Annotated in this window: 25 protein-coding genes; 12 read left to right on the top strand and 13 right to left on the bottom strand. The window is 43.7% G+C overall.

The genetic code is table 11. From position 1 onward, the window contains the following. Positions 1–226 precede the first annotated feature (226 nt). The 4 genes from JF50_RS25140 (at position 227) to JF50_RS25125 (ending at position 3,296) form a co-directional block, all read left to right on the top strand. On the top strand, positions 227–1,348 hold the full coding sequence (locus tag JF50_RS25140; protein WP_052262771.1) for a saccharopine dehydrogenase family protein: 1,122 nt from the start codon (positions 227–229) through the stop codon (positions 1,346–1,348). After that, positions 1,348–1,821, top strand: a complete 474-nt coding sequence (locus JF50_RS25135) for a DUF2269 family protein (RefSeq protein ID WP_039611984.1) — start codon at positions 1,348–1,350, stop codon at positions 1,819–1,821. Before JF50_RS25140 ends, JF50_RS25135 begins: the two co-directional genes overlap by 1 nt. A 2-nt stretch (positions 1,822–1,823) precedes the next feature. Next, positions 1,824–2,201, top strand: a complete 378-nt coding sequence (locus tag JF50_RS25130) for a DoxX-like family protein (RefSeq protein ID WP_039611983.1) — start codon at positions 1,824–1,826, stop codon at positions 2,199–2,201. A 93-nt stretch (positions 2,202–2,294) separates the two neighbouring features. Continuing rightward, positions 2,295–3,296 carry a tetratricopeptide repeat protein gene (locus JF50_RS25125; protein ID WP_235423514.1) on the top strand — a complete coding sequence of 334 codons (1,002 nt, stop codon included), beginning with the start codon at positions 2,295–2,297 and terminating at the stop codon, positions 3,294–3,296. An 87-nt stretch (positions 3,297–3,383) separates the two neighbouring features. On the opposite strand, the gene JF50_RS25120 is transcribed toward JF50_RS25125, so the two are convergent. After that, entirely contained in the window at positions 3,384–3,590 is a 207-nt protein-coding gene (locus JF50_RS25120; RefSeq protein WP_152614634.1) for a hypothetical protein, read from the bottom strand. Between the two features lie 323 nt (positions 3,591–3,913). Here JF50_RS25120 and JF50_RS25115 point away from each other — a divergent pair, with 323 nt between their 5' ends. Beyond that, a complete protein-coding gene (locus tag JF50_RS25115; protein ID WP_052262769.1) occupies positions 3,914–5,971 on the top strand; it encodes a S9 family peptidase in 2,058 nt (685 codons plus the stop codon). Positions 5,972–6,004: 33 nt separating this feature from the next. On the opposite strand, the gene JF50_RS25110 is transcribed toward JF50_RS25115, so the two are convergent. The 6 genes from JF50_RS25110 to JF50_RS25085 all read right to left on the bottom strand — a co-directional run bounded on the left by JF50_RS25110 (position 6,005) and on the right by JF50_RS25085 (position 11,478). Beyond that, positions 6,005–6,790 carry an ABC transporter permease gene (locus JF50_RS25110; protein ID WP_039611979.1) on the bottom strand — a complete coding sequence of 262 codons (786 nt, stop codon included), beginning with the start codon at positions 6,788–6,790 and terminating at the stop codon, positions 6,005–6,007. A gap of 129 nt (positions 6,791–6,919) precedes the next feature. Further along, complete coding sequence (locus JF50_RS25105) at positions 6,920–7,552, bottom strand: protocatechuate 3,4-dioxygenase (RefSeq protein WP_052262767.1); 633 nt, start codon at positions 7,550–7,552, stop codon at positions 6,920–6,922. 212 nt (positions 7,553–7,764) lie between these two features. Next, a complete protein-coding gene (locus JF50_RS25100; protein ID WP_039611978.1) occupies positions 7,765–8,472 on the bottom strand; it encodes a hypothetical protein in 708 nt (235 codons plus the stop codon). A gap of 82 nt (positions 8,473–8,554) precedes the next feature. Then, on the bottom strand, positions 8,555–9,325 hold the full coding sequence (locus JF50_RS25095; RefSeq protein WP_052262766.1) for a lipoate--protein ligase family protein: 771 nt from the start codon (positions 9,323–9,325) through the stop codon (positions 8,555–8,557). Positions 9,326–9,391: 66 nt separating this feature from the next. Further along, positions 9,392–10,300, bottom strand: a complete 909-nt coding sequence (locus JF50_RS25090) for a LysR family transcriptional regulator (protein ID WP_039611977.1) — start codon at positions 10,298–10,300, stop codon at positions 9,392–9,394. A gap of 221 nt (positions 10,301–10,521) precedes the next feature. Next, complete coding sequence (locus tag JF50_RS25085; RefSeq protein WP_039611976.1) at positions 10,522–11,478, bottom strand: alpha/beta fold hydrolase; 957 nt, start codon at positions 11,476–11,478, stop codon at positions 10,522–10,524. A 187-nt stretch (positions 11,479–11,665) separates the two neighbouring features. On the opposite strand from JF50_RS25085, the gene JF50_RS25080 reads away from it, so the two are divergent. Further along, entirely contained in the window at positions 11,666–11,848 is a 183-nt protein-coding gene (locus JF50_RS25080; RefSeq protein ID WP_039611975.1) for an alternative ribosome-rescue factor A, read from the top strand. 67 nt (positions 11,849–11,915) lie between these two features. Beyond that, positions 11,916–12,350: a hypothetical protein gene (locus JF50_RS25075; protein ID WP_152614633.1), complete on the top strand. Its 435-nt coding sequence runs from the start codon at positions 11,916–11,918 to the stop codon at positions 12,348–12,350. On the opposite strand, the gene JF50_RS25070 is transcribed toward JF50_RS25075, so the two are convergent. After that, positions 12,343–13,293, bottom strand: coding sequence for a bile acid:sodium symporter family protein (locus JF50_RS25070; RefSeq protein ID WP_039611973.1), 951 nt, complete (start codon positions 13,291–13,293; stop codon positions 12,343–12,345). The two genes, JF50_RS25075 and JF50_RS25070, sit on opposite strands and share 8 nt — an antisense overlap. Positions 13,294–13,488: 195 nt before the next feature. Here JF50_RS25070 and JF50_RS25065 point away from each other — a divergent pair, with 195 nt between their 5' ends. Further along, complete coding sequence (locus JF50_RS25065) at positions 13,489–14,895, top strand: alanine/glycine:cation symporter family protein (protein ID WP_039612215.1); 1,407 nt, start codon at positions 13,489–13,491, stop codon at positions 14,893–14,895. A gap of 56 nt (positions 14,896–14,951) precedes the next feature. Here the strand turns inward: JF50_RS25065 and JF50_RS25060 are convergent, their stop codons facing one another. Next, positions 14,952–15,998, bottom strand: coding sequence for a PLP-dependent cysteine synthase family protein (locus JF50_RS25060; RefSeq protein WP_039611972.1), 1,047 nt, complete (start codon positions 15,996–15,998; stop codon positions 14,952–14,954). A gap of 261 nt (positions 15,999–16,259) precedes the next feature. Between JF50_RS25060 and JF50_RS25055 the strand changes: the two genes are divergently transcribed. After that, positions 16,260–18,053 carry an ABC transporter transmembrane domain-containing protein gene (locus JF50_RS25055; RefSeq protein ID WP_039611971.1) on the top strand — a complete coding sequence of 598 codons (1,794 nt, stop codon included), beginning with the start codon at positions 16,260–16,262 and terminating at the stop codon, positions 18,051–18,053. On the opposite strand, the gene JF50_RS25050 is transcribed toward JF50_RS25055, so the two are convergent. Continuing rightward, positions 18,050–18,814 (bottom strand): hypothetical protein, encoded by a 765-nt coding sequence (locus tag JF50_RS25050; protein WP_039611970.1) that lies wholly within the window; start codon positions 18,812–18,814, stop codon positions 18,050–18,052. The genes JF50_RS25055 and JF50_RS25050 overlap by 4 nt on opposite strands. A gap of 229 nt (positions 18,815–19,043) precedes the next feature. Beyond that, positions 19,044–19,802 (bottom strand): hypothetical protein, encoded by a 759-nt coding sequence (locus JF50_RS25045; RefSeq protein ID WP_039611969.1) that lies wholly within the window; start codon positions 19,800–19,802, stop codon positions 19,044–19,046. Between the two features lie 193 nt (positions 19,803–19,995). Here JF50_RS25045 and JF50_RS25040 point away from each other — a divergent pair, with 193 nt between their 5' ends. Further along, entirely contained in the window at positions 19,996–20,460 is a 465-nt protein-coding gene (locus JF50_RS25040; RefSeq protein WP_039611968.1) for a CreA family protein, read from the top strand. A gap of 41 nt (positions 20,461–20,501) precedes the next feature. On the opposite strand, the gene JF50_RS25035 is transcribed toward JF50_RS25040, so the two are convergent. After that, complete coding sequence (locus JF50_RS25035) at positions 20,502–20,879, bottom strand: YybH family protein (RefSeq protein WP_039611967.1); 378 nt, start codon at positions 20,877–20,879, stop codon at positions 20,502–20,504. 101 nt (positions 20,880–20,980) lie between these two features. Between JF50_RS25035 and JF50_RS25030 the strand changes: the two genes are divergently transcribed. Next, complete coding sequence (locus JF50_RS25030; RefSeq protein WP_039612214.1) at positions 20,981–21,850, top strand: LysR family transcriptional regulator; 870 nt, start codon at positions 20,981–20,983, stop codon at positions 21,848–21,850. A 7-nt stretch (positions 21,851–21,857) separates the two neighbouring features. Here JF50_RS25030 and JF50_RS25025 read toward each other — a convergent pair whose 3' ends face one another. Continuing rightward, positions 21,858–23,972 carry an alpha-amylase family glycosyl hydrolase gene (locus JF50_RS25025; protein WP_052262764.1) on the bottom strand — a complete coding sequence of 705 codons (2,115 nt, stop codon included), beginning with the start codon at positions 23,970–23,972 and terminating at the stop codon, positions 21,858–21,860. 219 nt (positions 23,973–24,191) lie between these two features. Between JF50_RS25025 and JF50_RS25020 the strand changes: the two genes are divergently transcribed. Then, positions 24,192–25,913 (top strand): CocE/NonD family hydrolase, encoded by a 1,722-nt coding sequence (locus JF50_RS25020; RefSeq protein ID WP_039611966.1) that lies wholly within the window; start codon positions 24,192–24,194, stop codon positions 25,911–25,913. The last annotated feature ends 1 nt before the right edge of the window (position 25,914 follow it).

Here is a 25,914-nt window from a genome sequence, read left to right as displayed (position 1 = left end):
TGATTAAAATCAAAGCAAGTGTAGTCGTGTTTTAAGGCATTGCAATGTGAATTGAGAGGTTTTTTTCTGACTGTGAGAAAAGCGCGGCATTGACCCATTTAAGCCTTTATCAGGATTGATATTTTAGGTACATTGAGTATGTATTAGAGGGTAAAAATACCGACTGTTTGTGAATTATAAAAAGATAAACTGCTGATATTTAAAATTGGATTTTTGAGGAGTGCGAGTGTCAAACAAGGTTATTATACTCGGTGGCTATGGGAATTTCGGCAGGCGCATCGCTGAGTCTTTGAAACATCACGACATTACTTTAGTCATTGCAGGGAGAAGCAAAGTAAAAGCTCAGCAGTGTATTGAACGCATAGTGCCTAACGCTCGGGCTGTTATAGAGCCTTGGCAGGTAGATATCCATGCTAATGACTTTGCCAAACAGCTTGCAGATCAAGCCCCATTTATGGTGATCCACACCAGTGGTCCTTATCAAGGTCAGGGTTACACGGTACCAAACGCATGTATTGAGGCTGGTGCGCATTATATTGACTTAGCGGATGATAGGCGATTTGTGTGTGACATCAGCACACTAGATTGTGCTGCGAGCAAAAAGGGGGTGCTGATTATCAGCGGTGCCAGCTCAGTACCTGGGTTATCTTCTGCAGTGATTGATCACTACTGCGGGGATTTTGAGCGCATTGAGACCATTGATATTGCGATTGCACCAGGCAACCAAGCGCAGAGAGGGGTGGCAACGATTGAGGCTATCCTGACTTATACGGGTCATCCTTTTGAGGTGTTTAAAGCAGGAAAGTGGCAGCCAGTCTATGGCTGGATGGATGCGCACAATCACGACTTTGGTGATATTGCCAAACGTCGCTTATTGGCCAATGTCGATGTGCCAGATTTAGCGTTGTTTCCCAACCAATACAATGTGACCGAACGAGTGAGCTTTAAAGCCGGTTTGGAACTGCCTTTACTGCACTGGGGTATGGTCGGCATGGCGGCACTGGTAAAGTGGCGGGTAGTGAAAAATTGGTCACCACTTGCGAAGCAACTAGATGCGCTCAGTAATTGCTTTTTGCGTTTTGGCAGTGATATTGGCGCAATGGAGGTCGCGATGGCTGGCATAGATACTGATGCACAGCCACACAAAGTGATTTGGCGCCTGTACGCGCCCAACGGACAAGGGCCTTATATCCCCACGCTCTCAACTATTATCCTCGCGGAAAAATTACTTGCTGGCACGCTGACGCAAAGTGGTGCATTACCATGCTCTGGCTTGTTGCAATTGACTGAATTTGAACCGTTTTTTGAATCATTTGAGATATACCAAAAAACGCAGGTGGGCAGATAATGGAGCCTTATTTTATTGCTAAGTTTATTCATATTTTGGCGGCGATTGTCGTCATGGGAACTGGGGCAGGCATTGCTTTTTTTATGTTTATGGCGAACCGCTCTAATAACCCCCAAGCGATTTATATTACCACTCGGCATGTGGTATTGGGTGATTGGTTTTTTACAACCCCTGCGGTGATTATACAAATTGTCAGTGGCTTATATTTGATGCATTTACTCGGTTATTCATTTCAATCGCCATGGTTTTTAACGGTTGCTGGGTTATTTACATTTATCGGGCTGTGCTGGCTTCCTGTTTTGAAAATACAATATCGCTTGCGTGCGTTAGCCGCTATAGATCAACAGCAAGGTGAAGTCTCGGTTGAGTTTAAACATTTGATGCGACGGTGGACTTTACTGGGTATCCCTGCGTTTGCTGCGATTTTGATTTTGCTTGTTCTTATGGTGTTTAAGCCTTTATCGGTGGTATAGCAATGAAAACGCATAAACTTTACTGTTATGCCTGTTATAGCTTGGCATTTATCTGGATATTTACAGGCCTTACATCGGTATTTTTTGCACCAGAGATTGGTTTTGATATTTTAGCTAGCGCGAACATAGAGGGCACACTTGCGGACGTTGCGGTATATGGTGGTGGTATCTTAGATGTATGTTTGGGTGTGTGGTTGTTAACACAGCGATACACTAAATTATGCTGCATGCTACAGTGTGGTGTGATTGTGATATACAGCCTGTTACTCACTTGGATAGACGCGTCTTTTTGGTTACATCCATTTGGCCCAGTGACTAAAAATGTGCCAATTGTGGTGCTGATCTTATGGGTATATGACGTTCAACATGAATCGCATTAATGGGCTGTTGCTGGTTGGTAGTGCTTGGATGGTTTTGAATATTGTGCGTCAGCTATCTATATTTTAAAAATATGAAAATAGTGGAGAGGTGATGTGCGAACAGCTATGCAACTTATTTTGCTTGGATTGCTGTCAGCATCAGTAGTCGCAACACCGCTCGATGACACGCTCAAGGAGGCAGAAGATTACTTGCGTGTTGACCCATCACGGTCATTAAAACTACTTAATGCAATACCCAAACTGCACTCTCTGAGCGATGTTCAGCAATTAAGGTGGCATATTGCCGCGATGCGGGCGTCAGTCCCTACTGGGGATATGAAGCAACTGATTGATTCTCTTGAAGTGATTTTTCATCATCAAAAACACCCTTATTTTATAGATAAATTAGTCTCAATCACCAGTGCAACGGGGATCTGGTTGCGTAAAAATCATTACATTCACGATGCACAAATTAGTCTTGAATGCTCATATAAACATGCCATCAATGATAGGCAAAAATTGACGATAACCAATAGCCTTGCCTTGCTTGCAAGGCAACTTGATGAGTTAGAAAAAGCCAAAGCCCTGTATGCAAAAGCTAAGCAGCTTGCGCGTATCGCAGATAGAAAAAACTTGTTGGCCATCATAGAAAATAATCAAGGTATGATAGCGTTGGAAGAAGGCAATATTGGGCAAGCTGAGCGGCATTTTAGAGCGGCGCTGGCTGGTTATCAAAATATTGATAAACGTTCCGGGCAAATATCAGCGGGTGTGAATTTGTTGTTTGTTTTTGTGATCCAGCAACAGTGGGTTAATTTTCAAAGGTTGTATAGCCCGACCGAAACATTGGCGCTCGCTTTTCCAAATACAGCTAAACAAGCACTCCTTTTGTGGCTCAATACACGCTTTAAACACATGCATGGAGAGCCTTTAACGCGAGGTGAAAAAGCGCAGTTAATGGCGGCTTTCGAGCAACTAGATGATGACAGAATTCGGGCCTTGGTGTCGACGCATTTAACAGCGGGCATGGATATCTCAATACCAGCCTTGAGTAAGCCAAAAGCGAAAAGATTTAATCGACCTTGGTTTGAAAAAGTGGCGCGCTGTGATTGGTAAGCAGCTGTTGCAGTATAAAACGCGACAGTAAATATCAATGCCGTACAACGCATATCGGCATTTGTTAAAAGGGGAATCTGTCAGAGGTTAGTGGCTTTGACACCAACTGTTGCTGTTACAGCCCTTATAAGGGGTCGTGATACATGGGCCATTTGTCCAGCATGGCATTTGTCCAGATTGACACCAATAATCTTTAGATGCAATTGCGCCACCGCCCACTTGTTTAGTGACATCTGAATCAATGCGCTTTTCGCTAAGCTGCTTTATGCCTTTCTTGTTGAGTTTTAATTTCATGTTATATCCTTTTGTTTGTTTTTTGTACTGCTTGATTAGAGTCACAATTTCACCATAAGCAGTCAATTGCAATTTTTTGATAGTCACACTTTAAGCTTATTTGGTACACGGATTGCAACGTTCATCACAGTCTCATCATGGTGTTAATAGGCCAAGTCATCGAGTGTGATGGTAATTAGTCGCAGTTGCTTTGAATCACCCGCTGGTTTAAGGCATCTTAGAGTTGGTGATGAAATTGATATAACATAACAAAACTTATCGCGTTTGAACGTATATGGCCTACATGGTGTTACCGTGATGAGTTCAACATTAAGAGTCTGAACATGAAAAATAAAAACATGCTAATAATGACAATGCTAGGCGCTCAAATGCTTGCTTTGCCTGCGTTAGCGAATGACATTGATGCCGATGATATATGGCAGTATGAAGATGTATTTAATATAGAATACGCCGCAGCGCCAGAAGTTCACCCAGATGGCTATAAGGTTATTTATGAGCGCAGAGCTATGGATATCATGGCTGACAGTACGCGGATAAACTTGTGGGAAGTAGACTTAAAAACGAAAACACACCAACCTGTTCTGTCTGGCATAAATCAGTTTCGCAGTGCAAAATATTCACCAGATGGAAAGCGGTTAGCGTACATTACAAATGTAGAAGGCGATAACCAGTTATATGTGCGTTGGTTAGAGTCAGGGCAAACAGCTCGTGTGACCAATGTGCATCAGAGTGTGGCGAACATTAGTTGGTCACCAGATGGCAAGTGGATTGCATTTACGATGTTTAAACCACAGAGTAAAAGTGGGATTTTTAAAGAAATGCCAAAAATGCCAAAAGGTGCTCAGTGGGCGGGTAATGCGACTTATATCGATGAGATGGTTTATAAGCGCGATGGCGGAGGTTTTGTCAAGCCAGGTTATCACCATGTCTATGTGGTCCCTTCTGAAGGGGGCACACCACGCCAATTAACCCAAGGTGCGTTTCATCATAGATCATCTATCACTTGGAGTGAAGATGGCAAGTCTTTGTATTTTAATGCTAATCGTCATGATGACTGGCAAACTAAACCCCGTCAGTCTGATATTTATCGCGTTGATATTGCTGATCGGCAGATCACCCAAATCACCGATGTGGATGGTCCAGAATACGCGCCAAAAATAAACCATCAAAGGGATAAGATCGCTTATTTAGCCTATGAGAATAAACGCTTATCAAGTCAAAATTTTGATATTTATATGATGGATCTCGATGGTAAAAATGCCGTCAACTTAACTGCATCCTTAGATCGTCCAATCAGCTCACATCAGTGGGATAAAAAAGGGCGAGGGCTGTATTTTAGCTATGATGATCATGGTCAAAAATATGTGGGTCACGTGACCTTAAAAGGCAAAGTTACCGAAAAGTTGGCTCAATTAGGTGGTCAATCACTCGGGCGCCCATACACATCAGGACAATTTGCTGTTGCCGGAAGTGGCCGCTTGGTTGTGACAACGGCAAGCACTGAGCGACCTGCAGATCTGGCGCTGGTTGATAAGCGTCAGAAAGTAACGTCGTTAACGGATTTAAATGCAGATTTATTGGGGCATAAAAATATCGCTCAGGTTGAACCAATCACCGTGAAATCATCCGTGGATGGTCGCGATATTCAAGCTTGGTATGCGCTTCCGCCAAATTTTGATGCCTCTAAAAAATACCCAATGATTTTGGAAATTCATGGTGGGCCCCACACTGCCTATGGGCCAAATTACAGCACAGAAGTACAGCTTATGGCATCTAAAGGTTATGTTGTGGTTTGGGCGAACCCACGAGGCAGCACATCTTATGGTCAGGAGTTTGCAAATCTAATTCATCATAATTACCCATCGCAAGATTATAATGATTTGATGGATGTTGTAGATGGTATGGTGGCGAAAAAGTTTGTTGATGACGATAACTTATTTGTCACAGGTGGCTCTGGTGGTGGCGTCTTGACCGCTTGGATCGTGGGCAATACAGATCGTTTCAAGGCCGCTGTGGTTGCAAAGCCGGTGATTAACTGGATAAGCTTTGCACTGACAGCAGATGCATATAATTATTATACGAAGTACTGGATGCCGGGCATGCCGTGGGAGGCCACCGAGCATTTATGGAAGCATTCGCCATTGTCACTAGTGGGTAATGTAAAAACACCGACCATGCTACTGACAGGCGAAAATGATTACCGTACACCGATGAGCGAAACGGAACAATATTATCAAGCTCTTCAGCTGCGCAACGTAGAAACTGCCATGGTACGTATTCCTAAAGCGGGGCATGGTATCGCTGCAAGACCGAGTAATTTAATCCAAAAAGTGGGTAACATCATTGCTTGGTTTGAAAAATATCGAGAAGCGGATAAATAACACCACACTAGGGCAGCGCTTTGCTGCCCTGTCTTAAGCTAGGCTCACTTGTGGCTTACCTTCTACAGAAATGCTGCGTTTGGCAACCAACCATAAACTGACCGTAATCGTTATGCTCATCATGACAAAGATGGCCAGCATAATCATAAGCTGATATTTAATTGCCACGATAGGGGATGCACCCCCGAGTATTTGTCCTGTCATCATACCTGGGATTGTGACCAAGCCTGTCGTGGCCATGGTGGCAAGTATTGGTGAAAGCGCTTTGTTTAGAGCATCTTGTACGAATGGCTTTGTCGCATCGCTTGGTGAGGCGCCCAGTGCTAAAGCTGCTTGATATTCTGGCCAGCGTTCTTGCAGTGCACTGTAGTAGCTTTGTAAACAAATGATATTACTGGATATGCTATTGCCAAGCAGCATGCCCGCTAGTGGGATCACATAGCGGGCATGATAAAAAGGGTCAGGTTGTATGATGCCAAAAATTAAGATGGCCATTAATGGAATGAGCCCAGCAACCAAGCTGAGGATAATTGGCAACAAGACAATGCGTTTTGGAAATTGTACTTTATTGATGATGGCACTGCCTCCCACCAATACCATGGCAAACATCCATGCTAAATTAATCCAAACACTGTTGAGTTCAAATAGCAGCTCGAGATAAATCCCGATTAGGATCAGCTGTAATGTCATTCTTGTTAGGCTAATAATGGTTTCTTTTAATAAACCAAGCTGATAGTGCTGATTAATATAATAGGGAATGATCAGAGTGAGACTAAACAGCACCAGTTGCCACCAGTGAATATCTATGACGTTTTGCATACTTCAAACTACTTATACTAAGCCTAAAACGGGATGCTTTTTGGCAATAAGTTAACGCTAACATGACCTTATGACACTTTTATTGACAGCGCTTTAAGGTCACATTAGTTGTACAGGTAAGCGTTGAAGTTATACTTTTTGCAACACAATATCGTAGCGATACTGGTTGGCAGCGGTGGTTTTTTTAGCGGTCATTAAGGTTTGTTCTACAGCGGTTTTGCTGTTAAATAAACCATCAGACTGATTGAGTGGATGGTCTGGGAAGTACATTTGTGTCAGCAGTGAATGATAGCCTTTTTTTGAAATTTTAAGGTGAATATGCGGGGTTCTTTGTTGTGATGCATTGAGCGGGTAAGCTCCAGGAAAAACCGTTTTGAAGCGAAAGTGTCCCTGTGCTTTTGTTTGTATAATTGCCCAGGCTTGAAAGTGTTCGTCAATGGGAGCATCACTGCGGTCATGGGGGTGATGGTATCTACCAAAGCTATTGGCTTGCCACAGATCGACAGTGACGTCTTCAAGTGCATTACCATCGTTGTCAAACACTTGGCCAAATATCTCGATGACGGTGCCTTTGGCTTTGCCTATTTTACCTGCCACTTGAGTTAAATCAGCGTCTTTGTCTTTTTGTGGTGTTATTGGGTAATAAGGCCCCTCCATTTCCCTTGGGGTGACCGTGCGGGCTTGTACTTGTGTGCCAAGTAAGCCAGCCAGTGAGCCCAGCGTTAAATTACGAATAAAGTGACGGCGATTGCGTGTTGTCATTATTAATCCTCATGCAAGATGGTTAATGCACCCTAAAAGCGTTTTTTTATCTGCACACAATTGACTCATGATTTCAATCGTTGCATATACATGTCACTCGGGTGCACGGCGTAATTAGAGTATGCGTCGCTGAGAGGATTCGCGTCTTAACATTTACCTATTATTTTAGATGATAGAGTTTCAATAGATGATTATGGTCATGAAAATTAAGCTTATTTTTTGTGTTTAGCGAATGGCCGGTATTGGTAGTCACTAAAGGTGACGGTGGAGGTTTCTTCTATATCGATGAAAAAAGAAAAGGTACCCCGCATGTCCATTTTAGTTTGTTGTACAAGGATGGTATCGTTCACCGTTATAAATTTCATAGAGAGCTTAAAATCATGAATGTCTGCTAACGCGACGGGGCTAAACGACGCCGTATTGTGGACAGAAATAGACTCAATATTATGGCTAGTTTTATTTATTTGGATACGACCTGTTAATTTCCCCAATGCATCTTTCCCAAGATCAGCCAATTCGACAGGGTAACTAAAAGTGATGCTATGTGGTGTTTCTTTATCGACGGTCAGTGATTGCGTTTTGACCAGCTCTTTAATGCTGATTGAAAATCCTTCATTGCCGCGTTTTTGTGTGAATTCTTTGGCTTGTTTTAGTGATGGCGTTTGACCGTTGAGCCTAAGCAGATGCCAGCGTTGATTGGTATCTTCATGGGGGTGGTGTTTGGCATGTAGTTCGGTTTTGTTACCTTCTTCGACTTCGACACTGTGGATGGTATAAGACCAATGTTGCTTATTGGTTTGAGAAAAGTGCTCCAGTGCGGATTCAACCATATTGACATGTTCGTTGGATGCAGCCAAAGCTGCTGTTGAAAGCAAAAAATATGCGCAAAGAATGATAGTGTATTGGATGTGGTGAAACATAAAGCGGCCTCCTTTTTGTTTTACTGTGCAGGCCGAGGTGTGAAATAGGCGTGAAGTTTAGAGGCGAGTATGCCTAAGTTATTTATACAGGGGCGGTATACTCCTCTAATGCGATGAGGATTTCTTTTCTGAGTATTTGAGTAAGGTGCCCTGTGGGGTAGTGGCCAGCAAGGTGTCTATCAACGCTGGTTGAGGCGTGTGGATCGTAACGGTTGTCAGCACCTGCAAGTTGATAAAACTGATTCACGACAGCGGTGGTGTCGTGGGGGTCAGCTTCAATCATGATCATGGCCTGTGCTAACACGGCACGGTAAAGGCCGTGTTCATTGTTGGGGGACAGTGCGACTCGCTGCGCAGTACCGGTCACTTTGAGTGAATCAATATTGAGATTAAAGCGACCATCACAATAGGCCCCAGGAGTTTCACCATATTCGCTCTGCAAGCCAAGGCTACGCAGCGCACTGCGAATGGGCTCACATAACGCGATATAAATGGTATCGAGGTCCAAAGGCTGTGATTTAGTTTGTGCAAAAATAATCGAGAAATTTAAAATGCCCGGCCCGTGTGGCACGGCTGTCCCTCCACTTTGCCTTACTGAAACCGGCCAGTCTAATTGAGCAAGCGTATCGCAGGCATCGTTAAACATCGGCAACTTGGCTTCTTTGCGGCTGACGATCAGTGATTGAGGGCACTCCCATAACCTAATTGTGGCAGGCTGTATGCCTTTAGCAACTTGCATGAGTAGTATTGAGTCTTGCTCTAATGCGCGCTCAGTAGATGTTTCAATGGGCTCATTAAGGACAGTCCATGAATAGGCGCGATACAGCTGGGTTGCTAATTCTTTTTCATTCATATGTACTTGTCCCTAATTATCATGACACCTTCTCTAGTATAGACGCCGATATGGCATGGTGATTTACTATGAGTGTGATGTTTCTGCCGTTGGCATCATCATACTTTGATATCGCAATTCGCCTAAAAATGCTCTAGCAGCAGGGCCTAGGCTATCACCATCGACAAAGGTAAGGTGAAGTTGTACTTTTCGTGTCTGCCCCGATTGCAGGTTGAGTGGCACAAGTTCACCACATTGCAGCTCTTGTTCAATTAAAGGCACTGGTAGCCACGCAAAACCAAAGCCATTTTTTATCATATCAATAGAGGTGCGCATGTGGCTGACCGTCCAGCGCTGTGAGGCTTGAAGCCAACCTGAATCATGACTTTTTGATACGGCTGAATCCCTAACCACAATTTGACGGTGAGATTTTAAATTTTCTAAAGTCAGTCTGTTTTCAGTTTGATTCAGGGCATGTTTGGGGCTGGCGACGGCAATGAACTCAATTTGACATAACTCTTCACTAAACAGACCTTCAAGCGTAAAAGCGGACACCGCAATATCAACTAACCCACTTTGCAATTGCTCATTGGCGCCATTAAGAACGGATTCGACCAGTTCTATGCGTAAAAAAGGAAACGCTTGTGAAACCTCATCGAGGACTTTATAGAGCAAATGTGCGGGGAAAATTTCATCGATTGCGATACGTAGCTTGGTTTCAATGCCTTCAGCTAGGTTCTCAGCGATGGTTTCGACTTTTGAGGCCTCCTCCAGCAGGTAATCAACTCGGCGTAGCATTAATTCCCCCGCAGGCGTTAGGCGCGTTTTGCGGCCTTCAACGCGAAACAGCTTTACGCCAAGAGAGGTTTCAATTTTATTGACCGCATTATGAATGCTAGATTGACTCTTATGAATTTGAGCCGAAGCTTGATTAAATCCGCCATGCTCGACGACGGCTTTAAACATACGCCACTGTTCGAGCGTTACTTTAAGCATGGAACCACCTGTCTGTAGAATGAGTTGTGAATGTATTTGTGTGTTATGGATATTACACTAAATAGCCTAAAAAGGATCTGAGGTTGCCTCGCTTTTATGTTTGTTTACACCACCTTAGCTGACACATAAAGACTCAGTGTTCAGTGACAGTAAATTTTTCCTAGCGTAACTTATATGTTCCCAAGCAGTGAGGCTCATTCTTTCATGAATGGGCTTTTTTTCTACAGAGGGGCTGAGCCCCAGTGCGCTTTTTGTTTTTTCTGCGCCTGCTTTTTAGCGCGTTTAAGCTCACTTTTACGGACGTGCTTCGTTATCCATTTGATCATTTTTGGCGCCAATTCTGGCGGGATATTGTGGCCCATGCCGGGGACAATTTTGAGTTTTGATTTACGGATCTGTTGGGCGGTTTTAACGCCTTCTTGACTTGGAATAATGGGGTCGGATTCACCGTGGATCACTAAGGTAGGGGCTTTAACTTTGGTCATGAGATCTTGGCGATCTCCGCTTGCGGCCATCGCGGCGAATTGCCGATGAAATCCATGTGGGTTGTGCGCTCGCTCAACCGTATCTACCGCCTGATTTTTGAGTATGCATTCATCTTGTGGGTAGGCAGGGCTACCTATCAATTGATTGAGGCGGATATTGTAGCGAATTGCAGCCTCTCTATTGGGTTTATCTGGGCGAATTTTTGCAAGTTGTAAAAACACTTTTAGGTTGGAGTGTGTCAACTTTAAAGCCGATGGTGATGACATAATGGACGTGAGGCTTAACACTTTCTTTTTTTGTTTAGCGGCAATCAGCTGAGCTATCATTCCCCCCATGGAGGCGCCAACAAGGTGCGCTTTTTTTATTTTTAACCCTTTCATTAAGGCTAATGTATCTTCAGCCATTTCATCTAGCGTATAGGGGGCTTTGGTACGCATAGGCAAACGTGCACTTAACCAAGCTTTAAAGAGGCTAGGTGTGCCATATTGCTCTAATTGGGTTGACAGGCCTGCATCGCGATTATCAAATCGAACGACTCTAAACCCTTGCTCAACCAAGCCATAAAATAGCGCATCGGGCCAAAGTGTCATCTGTGCACCCAGTCCCATAATTAATACAATGGCAGGGTGATTTTTATCCCCTTCATCCTGGTAACTGATAGAAATATGATTGCTAATTGAGATTGATTTCATAGTGATTTAGTGAATGAAGCCCTGTGTGCAGTTTAGGCATAAAAAGACCAATTGCCTATGAACTAATTTGTTTTATAAACGTGTATACTCGTTGTTGATTACAGTGACTTGAAGGAAATGACGTTGATAGATGACACGTATTATCTTAAGTATCTACTGTATGTATTAACCTTAAAAAGGATCAATGATGAGTAAAAAAATACCTCACAGCCACGAGCATCATCGAGGCGATATCAAAGACAATGCCTTAAAGGCATTGGTAACCAGTCCAGTATTTAAAAGCAAGGTTGAAAAAGCCAAAAAAGGAAAAGGCAGCTTTCGCCGAAAAGCAAAACATCAAGGCCAAGAGCCTTATTTTATGGCAGCGTAAAGCGAGCGGTGAGCCATAAAATAAGTCTTTTGAAGCGGCTATTTTTGTATCAACAGATTGGAATTATATGATGAGAAGGAAGTGCTTACTTACATTTTTGTGTATCGGTATAGCAGGTTGTCAATCAGCACCATTTACCTATAACCCCGAAGGTGCCGAGCACACCCGCCTAGCAAAAGTTGCCGTAGAGCAAGGCCCACGACAGTTTGCCCATGATTATGTTGCAGTGATTGAATACATTTGGAATGAGCAAGGTGAGGAGCTGAGTGGTCGTTTGCCTTATGTCAGTGCTACATTTGATCGCTTGAACATATCACCAGGTGTTTATCGCATTCAAGCTAAGTGTGCCAACAAGCAGCACCAAGGCAGTGTGGAAGGGATTTTTAACTTTGCATCCGCCAGCAATTACCGATTGTATTGTGAGCTGAAACAAGACCGCCACACGTTGGGGTTTGCGGTCTCGACTCATGTTGCACTGAAGCTTGAAAAAACGACTAATTAACCTGATCCTGTGCAGGTGTTGATGAAGGCTTAGCTGGTAAAGCGTGTTTACTCCAGATACTCGCCAGTATAGAGCCACTGATGTTATGCCATATCGAAAATACAGTGCCCGCAATTGCCGCAGCCGGTGAGAAAAACTTCATTGCTAAAGCCACTGCAAGGCCTGAGTTTTGTAGTCCAACTTCAAAGGCAATAGTCCGACAGACCACTTCTTGAAACCCACACCACCTCGCAGCCCAATATCCACTTAATAAGCCAATCCCATTGTGTAAAATAACTGCACATAATATGACTGGGCCGACAGATGCAATATGGGCGTGATTGAGTGCCACAATGACTGCGATGATAAAAACGATGGCTGTCATAGACACCAGGGGCAAAATGGCCTGTATTTTAGCAACTTGCTTTTGTAAAAAGGTGTTAAGTAATAAGCCAATTAAGACAGGTGCCAGCACGATTTTTAGCAGATTTAAGATCATGGCTTGAGTCGGAATATCCACCAGTTGTTGAGCATACAATGAGATTAAAAACGGTGTGACTAACACGCCTAATAATGTACTGATGGCGGTCATAGTGATAGACAAAGCAACATCGCCCTTAGCTAAAAAGCACATCACATTACTGGCAGTCCCGCCAGCGACACAGCCTACCAAGATTACTCCAAGGCTCAGATCATCATCTAAATTAAATGTATACACAATGGTCAGGGCAACTAAAGGCATCACCAAGTATTGCAGTAGTACGCCTAAGGCAATGGCTTTCGGCGTTTGCATGACTTTATTAAAGTCAGATAAAGTGAGTGTTAACCCCATACTCAGCATGATCACGGTTAAGACAGGAATGATGGCAGATTTGTACGGCGTAAAAAGTTCAGGGCTGTAATAAGCAACGGTACTCAATAACAGAGCCCATAGGGGAAATAATTGGATCACTCTATTTAACATGATGGTCTCAATAGTATGGATTAGTATGATAATTGAATCGCTAAATTGTGGAATGAATATGTTGCCACACAAGTTTATGCGTTTGTATATTTTTCACCCCACTGTTATGTTAACAATCAGTAAACTTTAGTCAATTGTGTTCACCTTGATAGCTTAATGGGTGCGCACGGTGTGTCACTACTCATCGGGAAGTCTATGTTCGAGCAGATCATCGCGTTTATTAATCAATTACTATGGGGTGACGGTCAGCTCCTTATCTATATTTTACTGTTTGCCGGCGCTTGGTTCACATTTAAGCTGCGCGCTATCCAATTGTCAGGCTTTAAGCACATGTTTTCGCTTGCAAGGCACAGCACCAGTGCCGACTCTAACGGGATCAGTTCATTTCAGGCCTTGTGCACAGGTTTAAGTGCACGCGTGGGGACGGGGAATTTGGCAGGCGTTGCCATGGCCATTTCTTTGGGTGGCAGTGGGGCTGTATTTTGGATGTGGGTCATCGCGTTACTGGGAATGGCAACCGGTTTCGCAGAAAGTGTGCTTGGTCAGTTGTACAAAGTAAAAGATAACCGCAAAGAATTTCGAGGAGGTCCTGCATATTATATTCGAGCGGGGCTGGGTAAAACTTGGCTCGCGGTATTGTTTTCGCTGTGCTTATTTTTAGGCTATGGTGCAAGCTTTAGTGCAATGCAGGCAAATACCATAGCAGAAGCGTTGAACAACACGTTTGCGGTGCCCACTTATTTGAGTGGAGCCGTTATCGCTGTGATTGCCGGTATGATTGTGCTTGGTGGCCTAAAGCGAATAGCCCGTTTTGCTGAATTAATAGTGCCTTGGATGGGAGCCACTTTTATTCTGACTGCGCTTATCATTAGTGCTGTTAACATTACGCAATTACCCGGACTTATCAGCGATATTGTGTTGTCCGCTTTTGGATTAACTGAGGCGTCTGCGGGGGCGTTAGGTGCGGCAATAAAAAGCGGAATACAACGAGGTATGTATTCTAATGAAGCTGGTGCGGGTAGTGTGCCACATGCAGCCGCAGGGGCTGCGCCCAACCCTAACCACCCTGTTGTACAAGGGTATATTCAGATGCTGGGTGTATTTGTAGATACCATTGTACTGTGTAGCTGCACAGCGGTCATTGTATTGCTTGCAGGTGTGGGGGGCAGTGGTGAAATGGCAGGGATCAGTGTTACACAGCAAGCAATGGCAGTACATTTTGGCGAGTTTGGAGATGATTTTATTGCTGTAGCCATTACGCTATTTGCATTTACCTCTGTGGTTGCCAATTATGCGTACGCTGAGAGTAATTTGCACTTTTTTAAACTTGACAATAAAGTGGGCAGATTGAGTTATACCTGCATGTATTTGGCAATGGTGATGTGGGGCGCAAATGCCAGCTTACAACAGGTATGGAATCTGGCGGACATGTCTTTGGGTTTGATGACGTTGGTTAATGTCTATGCGATCGTGTTACTTACCCCAACGATAATCAGCCTGACTCATGACTATCTGAATAAAAAGCAACAGGGCGAGAATCTCTCATTTCGCACTGGTGATGTTGTGATACAAGGCGAAACAGCACCTGATATTTGGGATTGATGCATTATGTCACTTAGCAGTCGTTGGACAGTGGCGATGCCACTGCCAAACACCTGTTAAGTGTCAAACCAAGCTGCGAGTTGTTGCTGATAGGGCGTAATATCACCGATGTTATTTTTCACCCACTGTGGATTGTAATAAGTGTCTAAGTAACGCTCGCCACTGTCGCAAATTAAAGTGACGATGGCCCCGCCTTTATTTTGATTCTTCATTTTCTCTGCACTCGTTAAAGCCCCCCACAGGTTAGTGCCTGTCGATGGCCCCGCTTTACGGCCTGTGAATTGTTCGAGCCATAACATCGCTGCGATACTGGCCGCATCCGGCACCCGCATCATATGGTCAATGACATCGGGCTGAAAAGACTTCTCTACTTTGGGTCGACCTATCCCTTCGATTCGACTAGAACGGCCAGTGCAAAGTGACTCGTTGCGTGTTTGATAGCCTTCATAAAAAGCGGAAAATTCAGGGTCTACAACCATGAGTTCAGTTTCATAGCCTTTGTAAAGTATGTAGCGGCCGAGTGTGGCAGAAGTCCCGCCGGTTCCCGCGCCCATGACGACAAGGCTAGGGACTGGATAGGGCTCACACTTCATTTGGTTAAAAATACTTTCGGCGATGTTATTATTACCACGCCAGTCCGTTGCACGCTCTGCATACATAAATTGATCCATAAAGTAGCCGTTGCTCTGTTGTGCAAGCGCCACTGCGGTGTCATGCATTTGTGTTGCACACTCCACAAAGTGACATTGTCCGCCATAAAATTGAATTTGATCTATCTTACTTTGCGCCGTTGAAGCAGGCATAACCGCAATAAATGGGACACCTATCATTTGCGCAAAATACGCTTCAGACACAGCTGTACTGCCAGAAGAGGCTTCGATGACGGTGGTGTTTTCTTTGATTTTGCCATTGCATAGAGCATACAAAAACAGTGAACGGGCAAGGCGATGTTTTAAACTACCCGTTGGATGAGTACTTTCGTCTTTGAGGTATAAATAAATATCATTAAACTGAGGTAACTGAAATTTAAATAAATGCGTATCAGCAGAGCGATTCTGATCGGCTTCTATTTTTGCAATACTTTGCTTTACCCAGCTTTTCATATTTACCTACTCCTATTGTGTGTGATTTAAAATCGTGAACTTAATATTCTTTTTGGTTATAACTTATTCTATATGTAATTGGGATAGAATTTAAGCTTTATTTTTAGCCACTCTCCGTTGTCTGTATTTTGCTTTGTTACTTTTTGTAGCAATTTGCTTAGCCACAAAGACGTGGTGTTCTTTTTAATCATGATGTGAATATGGCACACTGAACACATATAGAGATATCAACCCTATTCTAGGGTCAGAAAAGGAAGCAGTTTGAGCAATACAACCCCAGAAAAGCAGCAAAAAGCCATTGCCAGTTTGTTACCCATTGTGGCATTTATTAAACCCTATAAATGGGTTGCTATGTTGGCTTTGTTGGTTTTATTAATTACCGCAGGGCTCAACTTGTCCATTGGTCAAGGTGTGAAATTTGTCATTGATAGCGGTTTTATTGCTGGGTCCAAAGCGCAATTGACACAAGCTATTTCTGGACTAGTGGTTTTGATCTCTTTAGTGGCTGTTGGGACGTTTTGTCGATTTTATTTGATGAGTTGGCTTGGAGAGCGCGTTAGCGCGGATATTCGTAAAGCGGTATTTAATCAAATAGTACACCTTCATCCGAGTTACTTTGAAGAGAATCGCAGTGGTGAGATGATGTCTCGTTTGACCACGGATACGACTTTGCTGCAATCTATCGTCGGGTCTTCTTTTTCGATGGCACTGCGCAGTGCATTAGTGCTGTTAGGTGGTTTAATCATGCTGCTTGTGACCAATTTTAAGCTGACTTTGCTGGTGGTAGCCTGTGTGCCACTCACCTTAGTCCCCATTATGATTTTTGGCAAACGGGTGCGTAGGTTGTCTGAAAATAACCAAAGTGCTATCGCTGATATCAGCACGTATGCAGGTGAGATCATTCAGCATATTAAAGTAGTGCAAAGTTACACCCATGAAGAAAAAGAAAAACACGCTTTCGGCGGTGAGGTTGAAAAAGCGTTTAACGTGGCTCGTCAAAGCATTAAGCAGCGTTCTTTTTTAATCGCGGCGGTCATATTCCTGACCTTTGGCGCCATCAGCGTGATGCTGTGGGTGGGGGGGATGGATGTGTTAGAGGGGCGCATGACGGGCGGTGAGTTAGGTGCCTTCATCTTTTATGCCATTATGGTCGCGATGTCGGTGGCGACCATTGCTGAAGTATATGGAGAGTTACAACGCGCAGCAGGTGCAGCCAGTCGTTTACTTGAATTGTTAAAAATTGACAGTGCCATCAAAGATGTTGATGAGCCCGTTGCAATGCAGCATACCGGCGAAGTGAGTATTGCCTTTAACAATGTGGACTTCTACTACCCATCAAGACCGGAGACCCCTGCGCTCAAAGATATTAATTTATCTATTGCGAAAGGAAAAATTGTCGCTTTGGTTGGGCCGTCAGGCGCAGGGAAAACGACTTTATTTGAACTACTCCAACGCTTTTATGATCCTCAACAAGGGGATATAAAATTCAATAATGAAGTACTCACTCAGGTGTCACTTCATGCACTGCGCCACTCGATGGGGATGGTGCCACAGCATCCTGTCTTATTTAGCTCTGACGTTTGGCATAATATTCGTTATGGCAATCCTGATGCTTCAGATGAGCAAGTGATAGAGGCGGCAAAGCGTGCTCATGCTCATGACTTTATAGCGCAACTTCCCGATGGTTATGGCAGCTTTTTGGGGGAGCAGGGGGTGAGATTGTCCGGCGGTCAAAAACAGCGTATCGCCATTGCGCGCGCTATTTTAAAAGATCCTGAGGTTTTGTTGTTGGACGAAGCAACCAGTGCATTGGATGCGCAGAGTGAATTTCACGTGCAAGCGGCACTCAATGAATTAATGCAAAACAGGACGACTCTGATTATTGCACATCGCTTGGCAACCGTGACCCATGCGGATGTGATAGTGGTGATGGATAAAGGTCAAATTGTTGATATGGGTACACATCAGGACTTACTTGAAAGCTCTGTACTGTATCAAAGACTGTGTGAATTACAGTTTGATAAAGCACAGAGTATTGACGGGGTGACAACTTAAAATTGGTAGATAAAATTACCATTAATAAGTGTGTCATCTTCGTTGCGGTTGAACCAATTTGAGCGACTATGAACGATCTCTAATGAACCTAGAAAGCTTTTTGTGAACGCATATTCAAGGCTCAGACTAACGCCAAATGCAGAGCCATCATCTGAAAAATGGTTTAGTGCGCATTCTGCTGCGTACCGCTCACCACAGCCATCGGATGTTGTTCGATAATAAGTGCCATCAATCTCACCAGTTTGGTAAAATACACTGCCATATAAAAGCGTATCTTCTGATAAGCGGTAGCCAGTTATCCACGCAATATCAATAAGATCATGATCTAAATCCCAAGCTCTGTTGGCCGCAGGAGAGAGATTGCTCTCCTCTTTACTTTCTATACCAGACTCGTGATCAGATAAATAACCAAGTGTCATAGCATGAGAAACGTTACCGGCCTGCGATGCTTCTGCATGCTGTCCTGAAAACTGATATTTTAAAGTTGCTTTGACAGCTTTACCTATTTGGTATTTAGCTGACAAGCCAGCACCAAGAGACATTTCACCGCTAGCGAAAAGACCGGTATCGTTTGACTTAAGCGGCGCATCTCCAATTGGAATTGGCTGACCTTTATCTAGACCGATTGCCAGTTTTACATGGAAAGGTTGACTGTGTACTTCTGGGCTATCCAATCGAACTGACCCTGTGTCAGCTTCAGGGGTTGAAGTACAGCCTGATAGTACGACTAAAGAGGCTAAGGCTGCGGCACATTTTTTCATATTATTCTTATCCCTGGGAAATTTAAAAATGAGAATTATTGCGGTTGTGGATGGTATCGGATTTTCCCATAATAGCAACAAAGTTAATTGAAAATAGACGATTTTATGAAAAACGCCATCTGTATGGATAAAGGTCATATTCTTGATATGGGGACGCACTGAGGGGGCTTGACAGCGCCGTGCTTTATCACAGGTTTGATAAAGCACAGAGTGTTGAGAACATGGTTACTTAAAATTGGTAGGTAATATTTCCATTAACGAGCGTGTCATTTTCGTTGCGATTGAACCAATTAGTGCGACTGTGTGAGACTTCTATTGAATAGAGCAAACTTTGTGTAATTGCATATTCAACACTTACGCTAAGGCCATATGCAGAGCCATCATCTGAAAAGTGACTTAGGACACATTCTGGCACTCGAGATTCGATGCAGCCCTTAAGGTTGGTACGATAGTAAGCGCCATCGATGTCACCAAATTGATAAAATGCGCTGCCGTATATAAGTACCTCTTCTGATAGGCGATAACCTGTTATCCAAGCAATATCAATAAGGTCATGGTCAAGTTCCCACTTTGTAGAGTGGGAACTGTCGTTCTTACCTTTTTCTCTACCAGACTCATGATCAGTTAAGTATCCAAGTGTAATGGCATGAGAGATATTACCTGCTTGTGCGGTTTCTGCATGCTGTCCAGCAAACTGGTATTTTATTGCGCCTTTAACCGCTTTACCTTCTTGGTACTTAGCAGAAAAGCCGCTTCCTAGAGACATCTCTATACTGGCGTAATACCCCAGTTCATCTGAACCAAGTGGAGTACCATCGATTGGTATTGAGCGGCCTTTATCTGTGCCCACTGCCAATTTTACATTGAAAGGTTGACTGTGTACTTCCGGACTATCTAAGCGAACTGAACCAGGATCGGCCTCTGGTGGTGTCGATTGGCAACCGCTTAGGACGATAATGAAGCCTAAAGCTGCAGTACATTTTTTCATATACTTCTGATCCCTATTGAGATTTTAAATGAAATTATTGCGGCTGTGGATAGTATCGACTTTTCCTGTATTAGCAACAGAAAGAAATGAAAATAGGCGATTTAATAAAAAACGTCATCTCGTTTAGTTCAGGTTGAGGTAAGATGGGATCAGAGAGTCAACTTGTTGGTGACTTATCAAAAAAGGAAAGGCAATGAAAAAATACATGGTATTAGCAATGGGGTTATTGCTCACAGGCTGCTCTGACAGTGAGGTCGGCGATGTTTCATTGGGCTTGTTTACACTAAAAGATATTAAATTAGACTCCATGATTGATCCTGTGGTGACAGGAGTGACATGTCATGTTGCCAGCGTTGAAGCAGACTTGAGCTTATCTGATCCCAGTGATAGCGCTATTTCATGCCGTCAAACGGGTGAGATCACATCGGCTATGATTGCCACTATCGATAAATCTAAATCTGGTGAAGTGGTATTTAAAAAGTCCAAGAGTATTTTTTTAAAAAGTATGAAAGTGCGTCGTATTTATGATGCCAAAAGCCAAACACTGATGTATTTATCTTATAGTACTAAAGAAACATCAGGCAGCTTTAAGCATAGTTTATCAACGGTGCCTTTGTGGGGTACTCAGGCTTACGTCGCAAGAGAAGGCGAGCAATAAATGGCTTTCATGGCCGAATCGTGTTCGGCCATGACGAAGCGTTACTTCTCACCTAACACTTCAAACTCGTCATAAATGAGGCGTGCCTGTCCATCTTTTTCGACGATCCAGTGCTCTTTATGCACAACGCCATAGGCTTTATTCATGGTCCACTTTGACGTCAAAATGTAGCCGCCATCAGAGCTTACTTGCCAATCAACCTCACTGTATTCAACACGGTTAAAACCTTGGTTCATGATGTCTTGCCAAAATTGGGCAATTTGCGCGCGACCTGTAAACTCGCCAAATGGCAAGGCTTTCATCGTTGCGTGTTCAGTATATTGCTGTGCACAGGCTTGCGCATCTTGACGGTTGAATGCGTCTTGCCATGCAGCAATACCGGCTTTACATAGTGCTAGTTGTGTTGTGTTTATGCTCATTTGAATGCTCCGTGAAATTAAACTTGTGTTAGCTTAGCGTGCTAATTAAATTAGAAAAACAAGCTAAAAAGAACGCATTGTTTAATTGGGGTAAACAATTGATGAGTAAATTGCGCCATATGTCTTTATTTGCACAAATTGTAGAAAGTGGTTCTATCACCGCTGCCGCAGATACGTTGGGATTGTCTAAGTCGGTGTTGAGTCAACATTTAAAAGCACTTGAACAAGACCTTGGGGTGATGCTGTTGCGGCGTACGACAAGAAAGCAAAGCTTGACGGTGGCAGGGCAAGCTTTTTATGCGCAGTGCAAGTTAATCAATCAAACAGCTCAGCGAGCTTGGTTGGAAGCGACGCAATTCAATGAGATACCTAAAGGTAAAGTCAAGATCACGGCACCGAATGTTTTAATGACGACGTTAATAGCCCCAGCACTGGCCGCTGTTATTGCAGAGTACCCTGAACTTGAATTAGAGCTGGTGGCTGACGATCGGCAATTAGACTTGCAGGCACACAGTATTGATTTGGCAATCCGCGTGGGTCGTTCAGAGAACAGCGATGCGAAACAGCGCTGGATAGGGGAGTTTAAAGATGTGTTGTGTGCCGCACCAATACTGCTTACAGGAAAACCTCCTGAGAATTTGAGGTACATTGCTAATGGGTGGCAACCGCGACATATAGAGCACATTCTTACGTCTGAAAAAGGACACGAAAAAGTGTTTTCTACCATTGCCAGTTGTAAAGTAAATACTTTTGAAACGTGCTTCGCCATGATAGCTCAGGGTGCGGGAATAGGGCTTGTACCAGAATTTAAGGTATCAGAATATACGACTCAAATATGTGAGGTTTTTCCTGGATATAGCTTGGCGCCAAATCCGGTTTTTGCGTTACATACATTTGACAGGCAGGTACCTTTGAGCCTTCGAGTGTGCTTGCAAGCCATTGAAAATAAACTAGCCCAAAGTATGGGCTAGTGGTGATTTAATGCATAGTGACTGATGAGACAAGTGTATAGGGTTGAAAATCCCGTTGTGGTACGTATACGGTGTAACCTCGGCTAGGGGCGGTGAAATATCCCCTGCCATCCTCATAGATGGTGACTTTGTCACTGGTGTCAAAGGCATTCACGAGTGTTTGTCCCGCCAAATCACTAAACCCAGTAGCGTGGGTACTGACCCATACGCCTTTTCGCTCAGTGTCGTGGTTGTTCAATACGATAACGGCACCCTGTTTGTGGTGTTTACCAAATCGTCTGGCCACATAGACATGTTGCACGTCTCCATAGGGCGCACCTTGTTGAGAAAGTACAACTAATCCGCCATCCATATAAGTATTTCTGGCAAATATCAATTGCTTGATATCTTGATGCAAACTGGTAGGTGCCTCTGTCGTGATGTTTGGCTTATGGTAGTCGTGCTGCTTGATCCCAAAATAGTGGGAGTAGAAGACGGTCGGCTTACCTTCATGACTTAAAATATAGGCGTAGGACAGTTTATGGTCTTTGTTCACCCATTTATCATGTTCTTTACCGGTATCATGGTTTTCAACAAAGGTGACTACCGACGTGCCAGGCAGCTGATGACCGCGGCCATTTCTTACTAGCCCTGCGTTATTGAGTGTGCGCATATCAAAGTTTTGATCTTGATTGCTCATTTGTGTAAGCACAGATTTTAATGGAAAATCAAACGCATCAATGTCAGCTCCAGCACTTTGAACCGTGTCCACCCATGATTTGATACTGCTGTCTCCCCCCCAATACTCAGCGACGACAAATGGTTGTTTACCATTACTCTTAGGCAGGCTGTTAACCCATTGGGCTGCGAACTCCGGCTGAAACCCGCGTACAAAGTCGAGTCTAAAGCCATCAAAGTGGTGTTCTGTTTTAAGCCACTTCCCCCAATCAATTAATTTCTCTTGGACTCTAGGTGAAAAGGTGTTGGTATCATTACCAAAAAATTTGGTATTGGTGATCACATCATCATTACCCAAATCTCCCAGCCAGTCGTTGCCATCGACAGGATGAAAGTCATTATATCGCCAGCCATCGTCGCTGCTCGGGTAGTTACCATCTGGTACTCGCTGAGGTGGTGCGATCCGTGTATTGGTGTAGGCAAATAAATGTGAGGTGGTAATATTGGTACTCGCTTGGTTTGGTACGCGCTGTTGCCATACTTCAATTGGCAAAAAGCCATTATTTTGCGGTGCATTAACCCAAGCTGTCGAACTATTCGGGTCGCCTTGTTTTGCCACGAGCTTAATATAGATCGTTGTCTTCTCAGGCACATCCAACCAATATTCGTCTATATCCGCTTGATCAATAATTTGCCCTCTCAGCGAGGTATTTATTCCAGAAAAAGCATTACTACCGGGGCGTATTGTTGCGTAATGACCGTCATTGGGCTCTTGCTCTACATAGATGGTATCTGGCGTAATAGTGTGGTTAGCGTCTGTGATGCTCAGCGTATATCCTCTAGTACTGATGTGTTGGCTCCAAGGCATGGTTGCGCCATAGCCTTGGATCTTAATGAAAACACGCCCTTGTACATCTTTAAGTTGCCAGCTAATTTCATTGCTGGGATAGGCAACATGTAGGTGTTGATGCGCTTTGCCCATTGCATACGCTTTGACTGCGGGGTTGATTTCACTGTCGTGTTCATTGCTGTATATATGATTGAGGACAACATCGGCATAGACTTCGATATTATGGCTTTGGAGTGAGTGGACCATGCTTGTCAGTTCACTTTGGCTGCCAAAGCGCGTTTCGATACTGCCTTTTTGTAAATAGCTACCAAGGTCATAGTGGTCGTATACGCCATAGCCCATATCGATAATCCCCCAATTCCCTTTCGAAGGAGGCGGTATCCAAATACTGGCGAACCCTGCTTGAGATAAACTTGGCGCTTGTTGCTTTAAGTGGTCCCACCAAATCCCGTTTTTATTCTCTTCATCCACAGGCACATCCCAATAAAAGCCTTGTAGCATCACGTCATTGGTGGCAATGCATACTGGTGAAGTTGAACTAAGTAGTACACTACAGAGGGCATATCGTACGAGCGTATATGGTTTTTCTTTCAGTAACTTATCGAGTGTGTTCATTTAAGCAGATCCTTGCACAAGCGAAATTAGCGTGTTTTTTATCCTATCAGGATAAACCTAGCATGCTTTGTCGGATTATCTCATGAATACGTATGCATTATGCATTGCACTGATGTTTGCTTGAGGTATGCGTTATCTGGCGGATAAATCGTTTATATTTGCTGAGGTTTTTTGGTTATGTTATACCGTATTAAATTGGTGTTTATTTAGGGACGGACTATGCATATTGCAATATTACTGATTTTTCTCATGTGGTTTCCCGCTAAAGGATTTGCTGTGCAAGAGGTAACCATACCACTTCGAGATACTACCAAGTTGGCGGCTACTGTGTATGTGCCTGATCAGGCTCAAAGTCATACTGAAAAATATCCTGTTATTGTGCAATTTACACCGTATGGACGTGCGGAAGCGACGCAAAGAGGGGGGTATTTTAGTGCGCATGGCTATATCTTTGTTGCTGTAGACAGTCGCGGTTTAGGCGATTCGCAGGGGCAGTTCACGCCTTTTTTAGATGAGGGAAGAGATGGTTATGATGTCATTGAATATTTGGCTAAACACCCTTTGAGTAATGGTAAAGTGGGTACTTTAGGTGGATCATATCGAGGGTTTACTCAGTGGGCGATACAGAAATATCGACCGCCCTCATTACACTCAATGATTGCCATTGCTTCTGTATACCCAGGGTATGATTTTCCCATGCGAAATAATATCTTCTCAGATTATACGATCTCTTGGCTGGACTTTGTTTTATCTAAAGCGGACAGTAAGCGTTATGGCTCGGGAGATGGGTGGGATAATGCATATGTAAGGCAAAAGAATAGCGGCACGGCATTTAAGGATTTAGATGAGCAAAAAAATCATCTATCTGAGGTTTATCAAACTTGGCTAGCACATCCAAATTACGATATATATTGGCAAAATATGGTGCCTAATCGCAATGATTATGCGGCCATATCTACACCGATATTGTCCATCACGGGTCATTATGATGGTGATCAACGCGGCACATTAAAGTATTACAAACTTCATCAACAATGGGGAGATCCTAGCGTATTTGCACATCATTATTTAGTGATGGGACCTTGGGATCACAGTGGGACGAGAAAACCAAAAAGTCGGGTTCATGAAGCGCAATTTTCGTCCCATTCTTTGATTGATATGCCCAAGCTGTATTTAGACTGGTTTGATTGGACTCTAAAAGGTGAGCGCAAACCAGCGTATTTACACTCACCCGTGATCCAATATGTGCAAAAGTCAGGGCATTGGTTTGGACAAGAAGCACTGCAATCTGGCTCAAAAGGAGAACGGGTCTTGTTGCGTAACTTGCTGGTGAACACAGATACCAATCAGCAGGCTAAAAGTCGCTATGTGTATGATCCTAAAGCTGCGGTGACATTACCAATAAAATTGGATATGACAGGCACAGTCAACTTGCCTCAAAAGGGGGGCGATTATGTGGTTTTTGAGACCCCTTCATTGACCAAAACAAGCAGGTTGTTCGGCCAATTTAACGCCTCAATCTGGTTGAAAATGGATGTTGTGGATACAGATATCTACTTAGATGCGTTTGAAGTATGCAAAGATGATGCAGTGCGCCTATTAAGCCAAGCATATCGGCGTGTTAAATATCGAGATAGTTTATCTATGCCCATTTCAACCCCCATCCAAACGCCTTTCGAGCTTAAGTTGGACGATTTTGATTGGGTGGCAAGGGACATCGAAAAGGGCTGTAAATTGAGGTTTATTTTTCGCTCAGCAAAATGGCATCATCAAAAGCATTTTAACAGTGGGTTACCCGTGTCATTTCAAACCATGGCGCAAGCCACTGTCGCGACTATTAGCGTGTTGCACGATGAAAATTACCCCAGCTATGTTCACATCCCTTGGTTAAAACCTAGCGTTGATGTGACGCATACGGTGTCATTACCTTTGGTTCAATAGC

The sequence above is a fragment of the Pseudoalteromonas luteoviolacea genome, assembly GCF_000814765.1.
In the GTDB taxonomy this organism is placed as follows: domain Bacteria; phylum Pseudomonadota; class Gammaproteobacteria; order Enterobacterales; family Alteromonadaceae; genus Pseudoalteromonas; species Pseudoalteromonas luteoviolacea_H.
Note: the sequence above shows the minus strand (reverse complement) of the source record. Positions and strands in the feature narration are given on the sequence as shown.

Excerpts from the sequence above, each read along its gene's own strand:
- JF50_RS25045 (WP_039611969.1), bottom strand. The coding sequence starts at position 19,802 with ATGAAAAAATGTACTGCAGCTTTAGGCTTCATTATCGTCCTAAGCGGT.
- JF50_RS25050 (WP_039611970.1), bottom strand. The coding sequence starts at position 18,814 with ATGAAAAAATGTGCCGCAGCCTTAGCCTCTTTAGTCGTACTATCAGGC.
- JF50_RS25075 (WP_152614633.1), top strand. The coding sequence starts at position 11,916 with ATGATGAGAAGGAAGTGCTTACTTACATTTTTGTGTATCGGTATAGCA.
- JF50_RS25110 (WP_039611979.1), bottom strand. The coding sequence starts at position 6,790 with ATGCAAAACGTCATAGATATTCACTGGTGGCAACTGGTGCTGTTTAGT.
- JF50_RS25020 (WP_039611966.1), top strand. The coding sequence starts at position 24,192 with ATGCATATTGCAATATTACTGATTTTTCTCATGTGGTTTCCCGCTAAA.
- JF50_RS25070 (WP_039611973.1), bottom strand. The coding sequence starts at position 13,293 with ATGTTAAATAGAGTGATCCAATTATTTCCCCTATGGGCTCTGTTATTG.
- JF50_RS25065 (WP_039612215.1), top strand. The coding sequence starts at position 13,489 with ATGTTCGAGCAGATCATCGCGTTTATTAATCAATTACTATGGGGTGAC.
- JF50_RS25115 (WP_052262769.1), top strand. The coding sequence starts at position 3,914 with ATGAAAAATAAAAACATGCTAATAATGACAATGCTAGGCGCTCAAATG.
- JF50_RS25135 (WP_039611984.1), top strand. The coding sequence starts at position 1,348 with ATGGAGCCTTATTTTATTGCTAAGTTTATTCATATTTTGGCGGCGATT.
- JF50_RS25120 (WP_152614634.1), bottom strand. The coding sequence starts at position 3,590 with ATGAAATTAAAACTCAACAAGAAAGGCATAAAGCAGCTTAGCGAAAAG.
- JF50_RS25100 (WP_039611978.1), bottom strand. The coding sequence starts at position 8,472 with ATGTTTCACCACATCCAATACACTATCATTCTTTGCGCATATTTTTTG.
- JF50_RS25025 (WP_052262764.1), bottom strand. The coding sequence starts at position 23,972 with ATGAACACACTCGATAAGTTACTGAAAGAAAAACCATATACGCTCGTA.
- JF50_RS25090 (WP_039611977.1), bottom strand. The coding sequence starts at position 10,300 with ATGCTTAAAGTAACGCTCGAACAGTGGCGTATGTTTAAAGCCGTCGTC.
- JF50_RS25130 (WP_039611983.1), top strand. The coding sequence starts at position 1,824 with ATGAAAACGCATAAACTTTACTGTTATGCCTGTTATAGCTTGGCATTT.
- JF50_RS25080 (WP_039611975.1), top strand. The coding sequence starts at position 11,666 with ATGAGTAAAAAAATACCTCACAGCCACGAGCATCATCGAGGCGATATC.
- JF50_RS25105 (WP_052262767.1), bottom strand. The coding sequence starts at position 7,552 with ATGACAACACGCAATCGCCGTCACTTTATTCGTAATTTAACGCTGGGC.
- JF50_RS25060 (WP_039611972.1), bottom strand. The coding sequence starts at position 15,998 with ATGAAAAGCTGGGTAAAGCAAAGTATTGCAAAAATAGAAGCCGATCAG.
- JF50_RS25030 (WP_039612214.1), top strand. The coding sequence starts at position 20,981 with ATGAGTAAATTGCGCCATATGTCTTTATTTGCACAAATTGTAGAAAGT.
- JF50_RS25095 (WP_052262766.1), bottom strand. The coding sequence starts at position 9,325 with ATGAATGAAAAAGAATTAGCAACCCAGCTGTATCGCGCCTATTCATGG.
- JF50_RS25035 (WP_039611967.1), bottom strand. The coding sequence starts at position 20,879 with ATGAGCATAAACACAACACAACTAGCACTATGTAAAGCCGGTATTGCT.
- JF50_RS25040 (WP_039611968.1), top strand. The coding sequence starts at position 19,996 with ATGAAAAAATACATGGTATTAGCAATGGGGTTATTGCTCACAGGCTGC.
- JF50_RS25085 (WP_039611976.1), bottom strand. The coding sequence starts at position 11,478 with ATGAAATCAATCTCAATTAGCAATCATATTTCTATCAGTTACCAGGAT.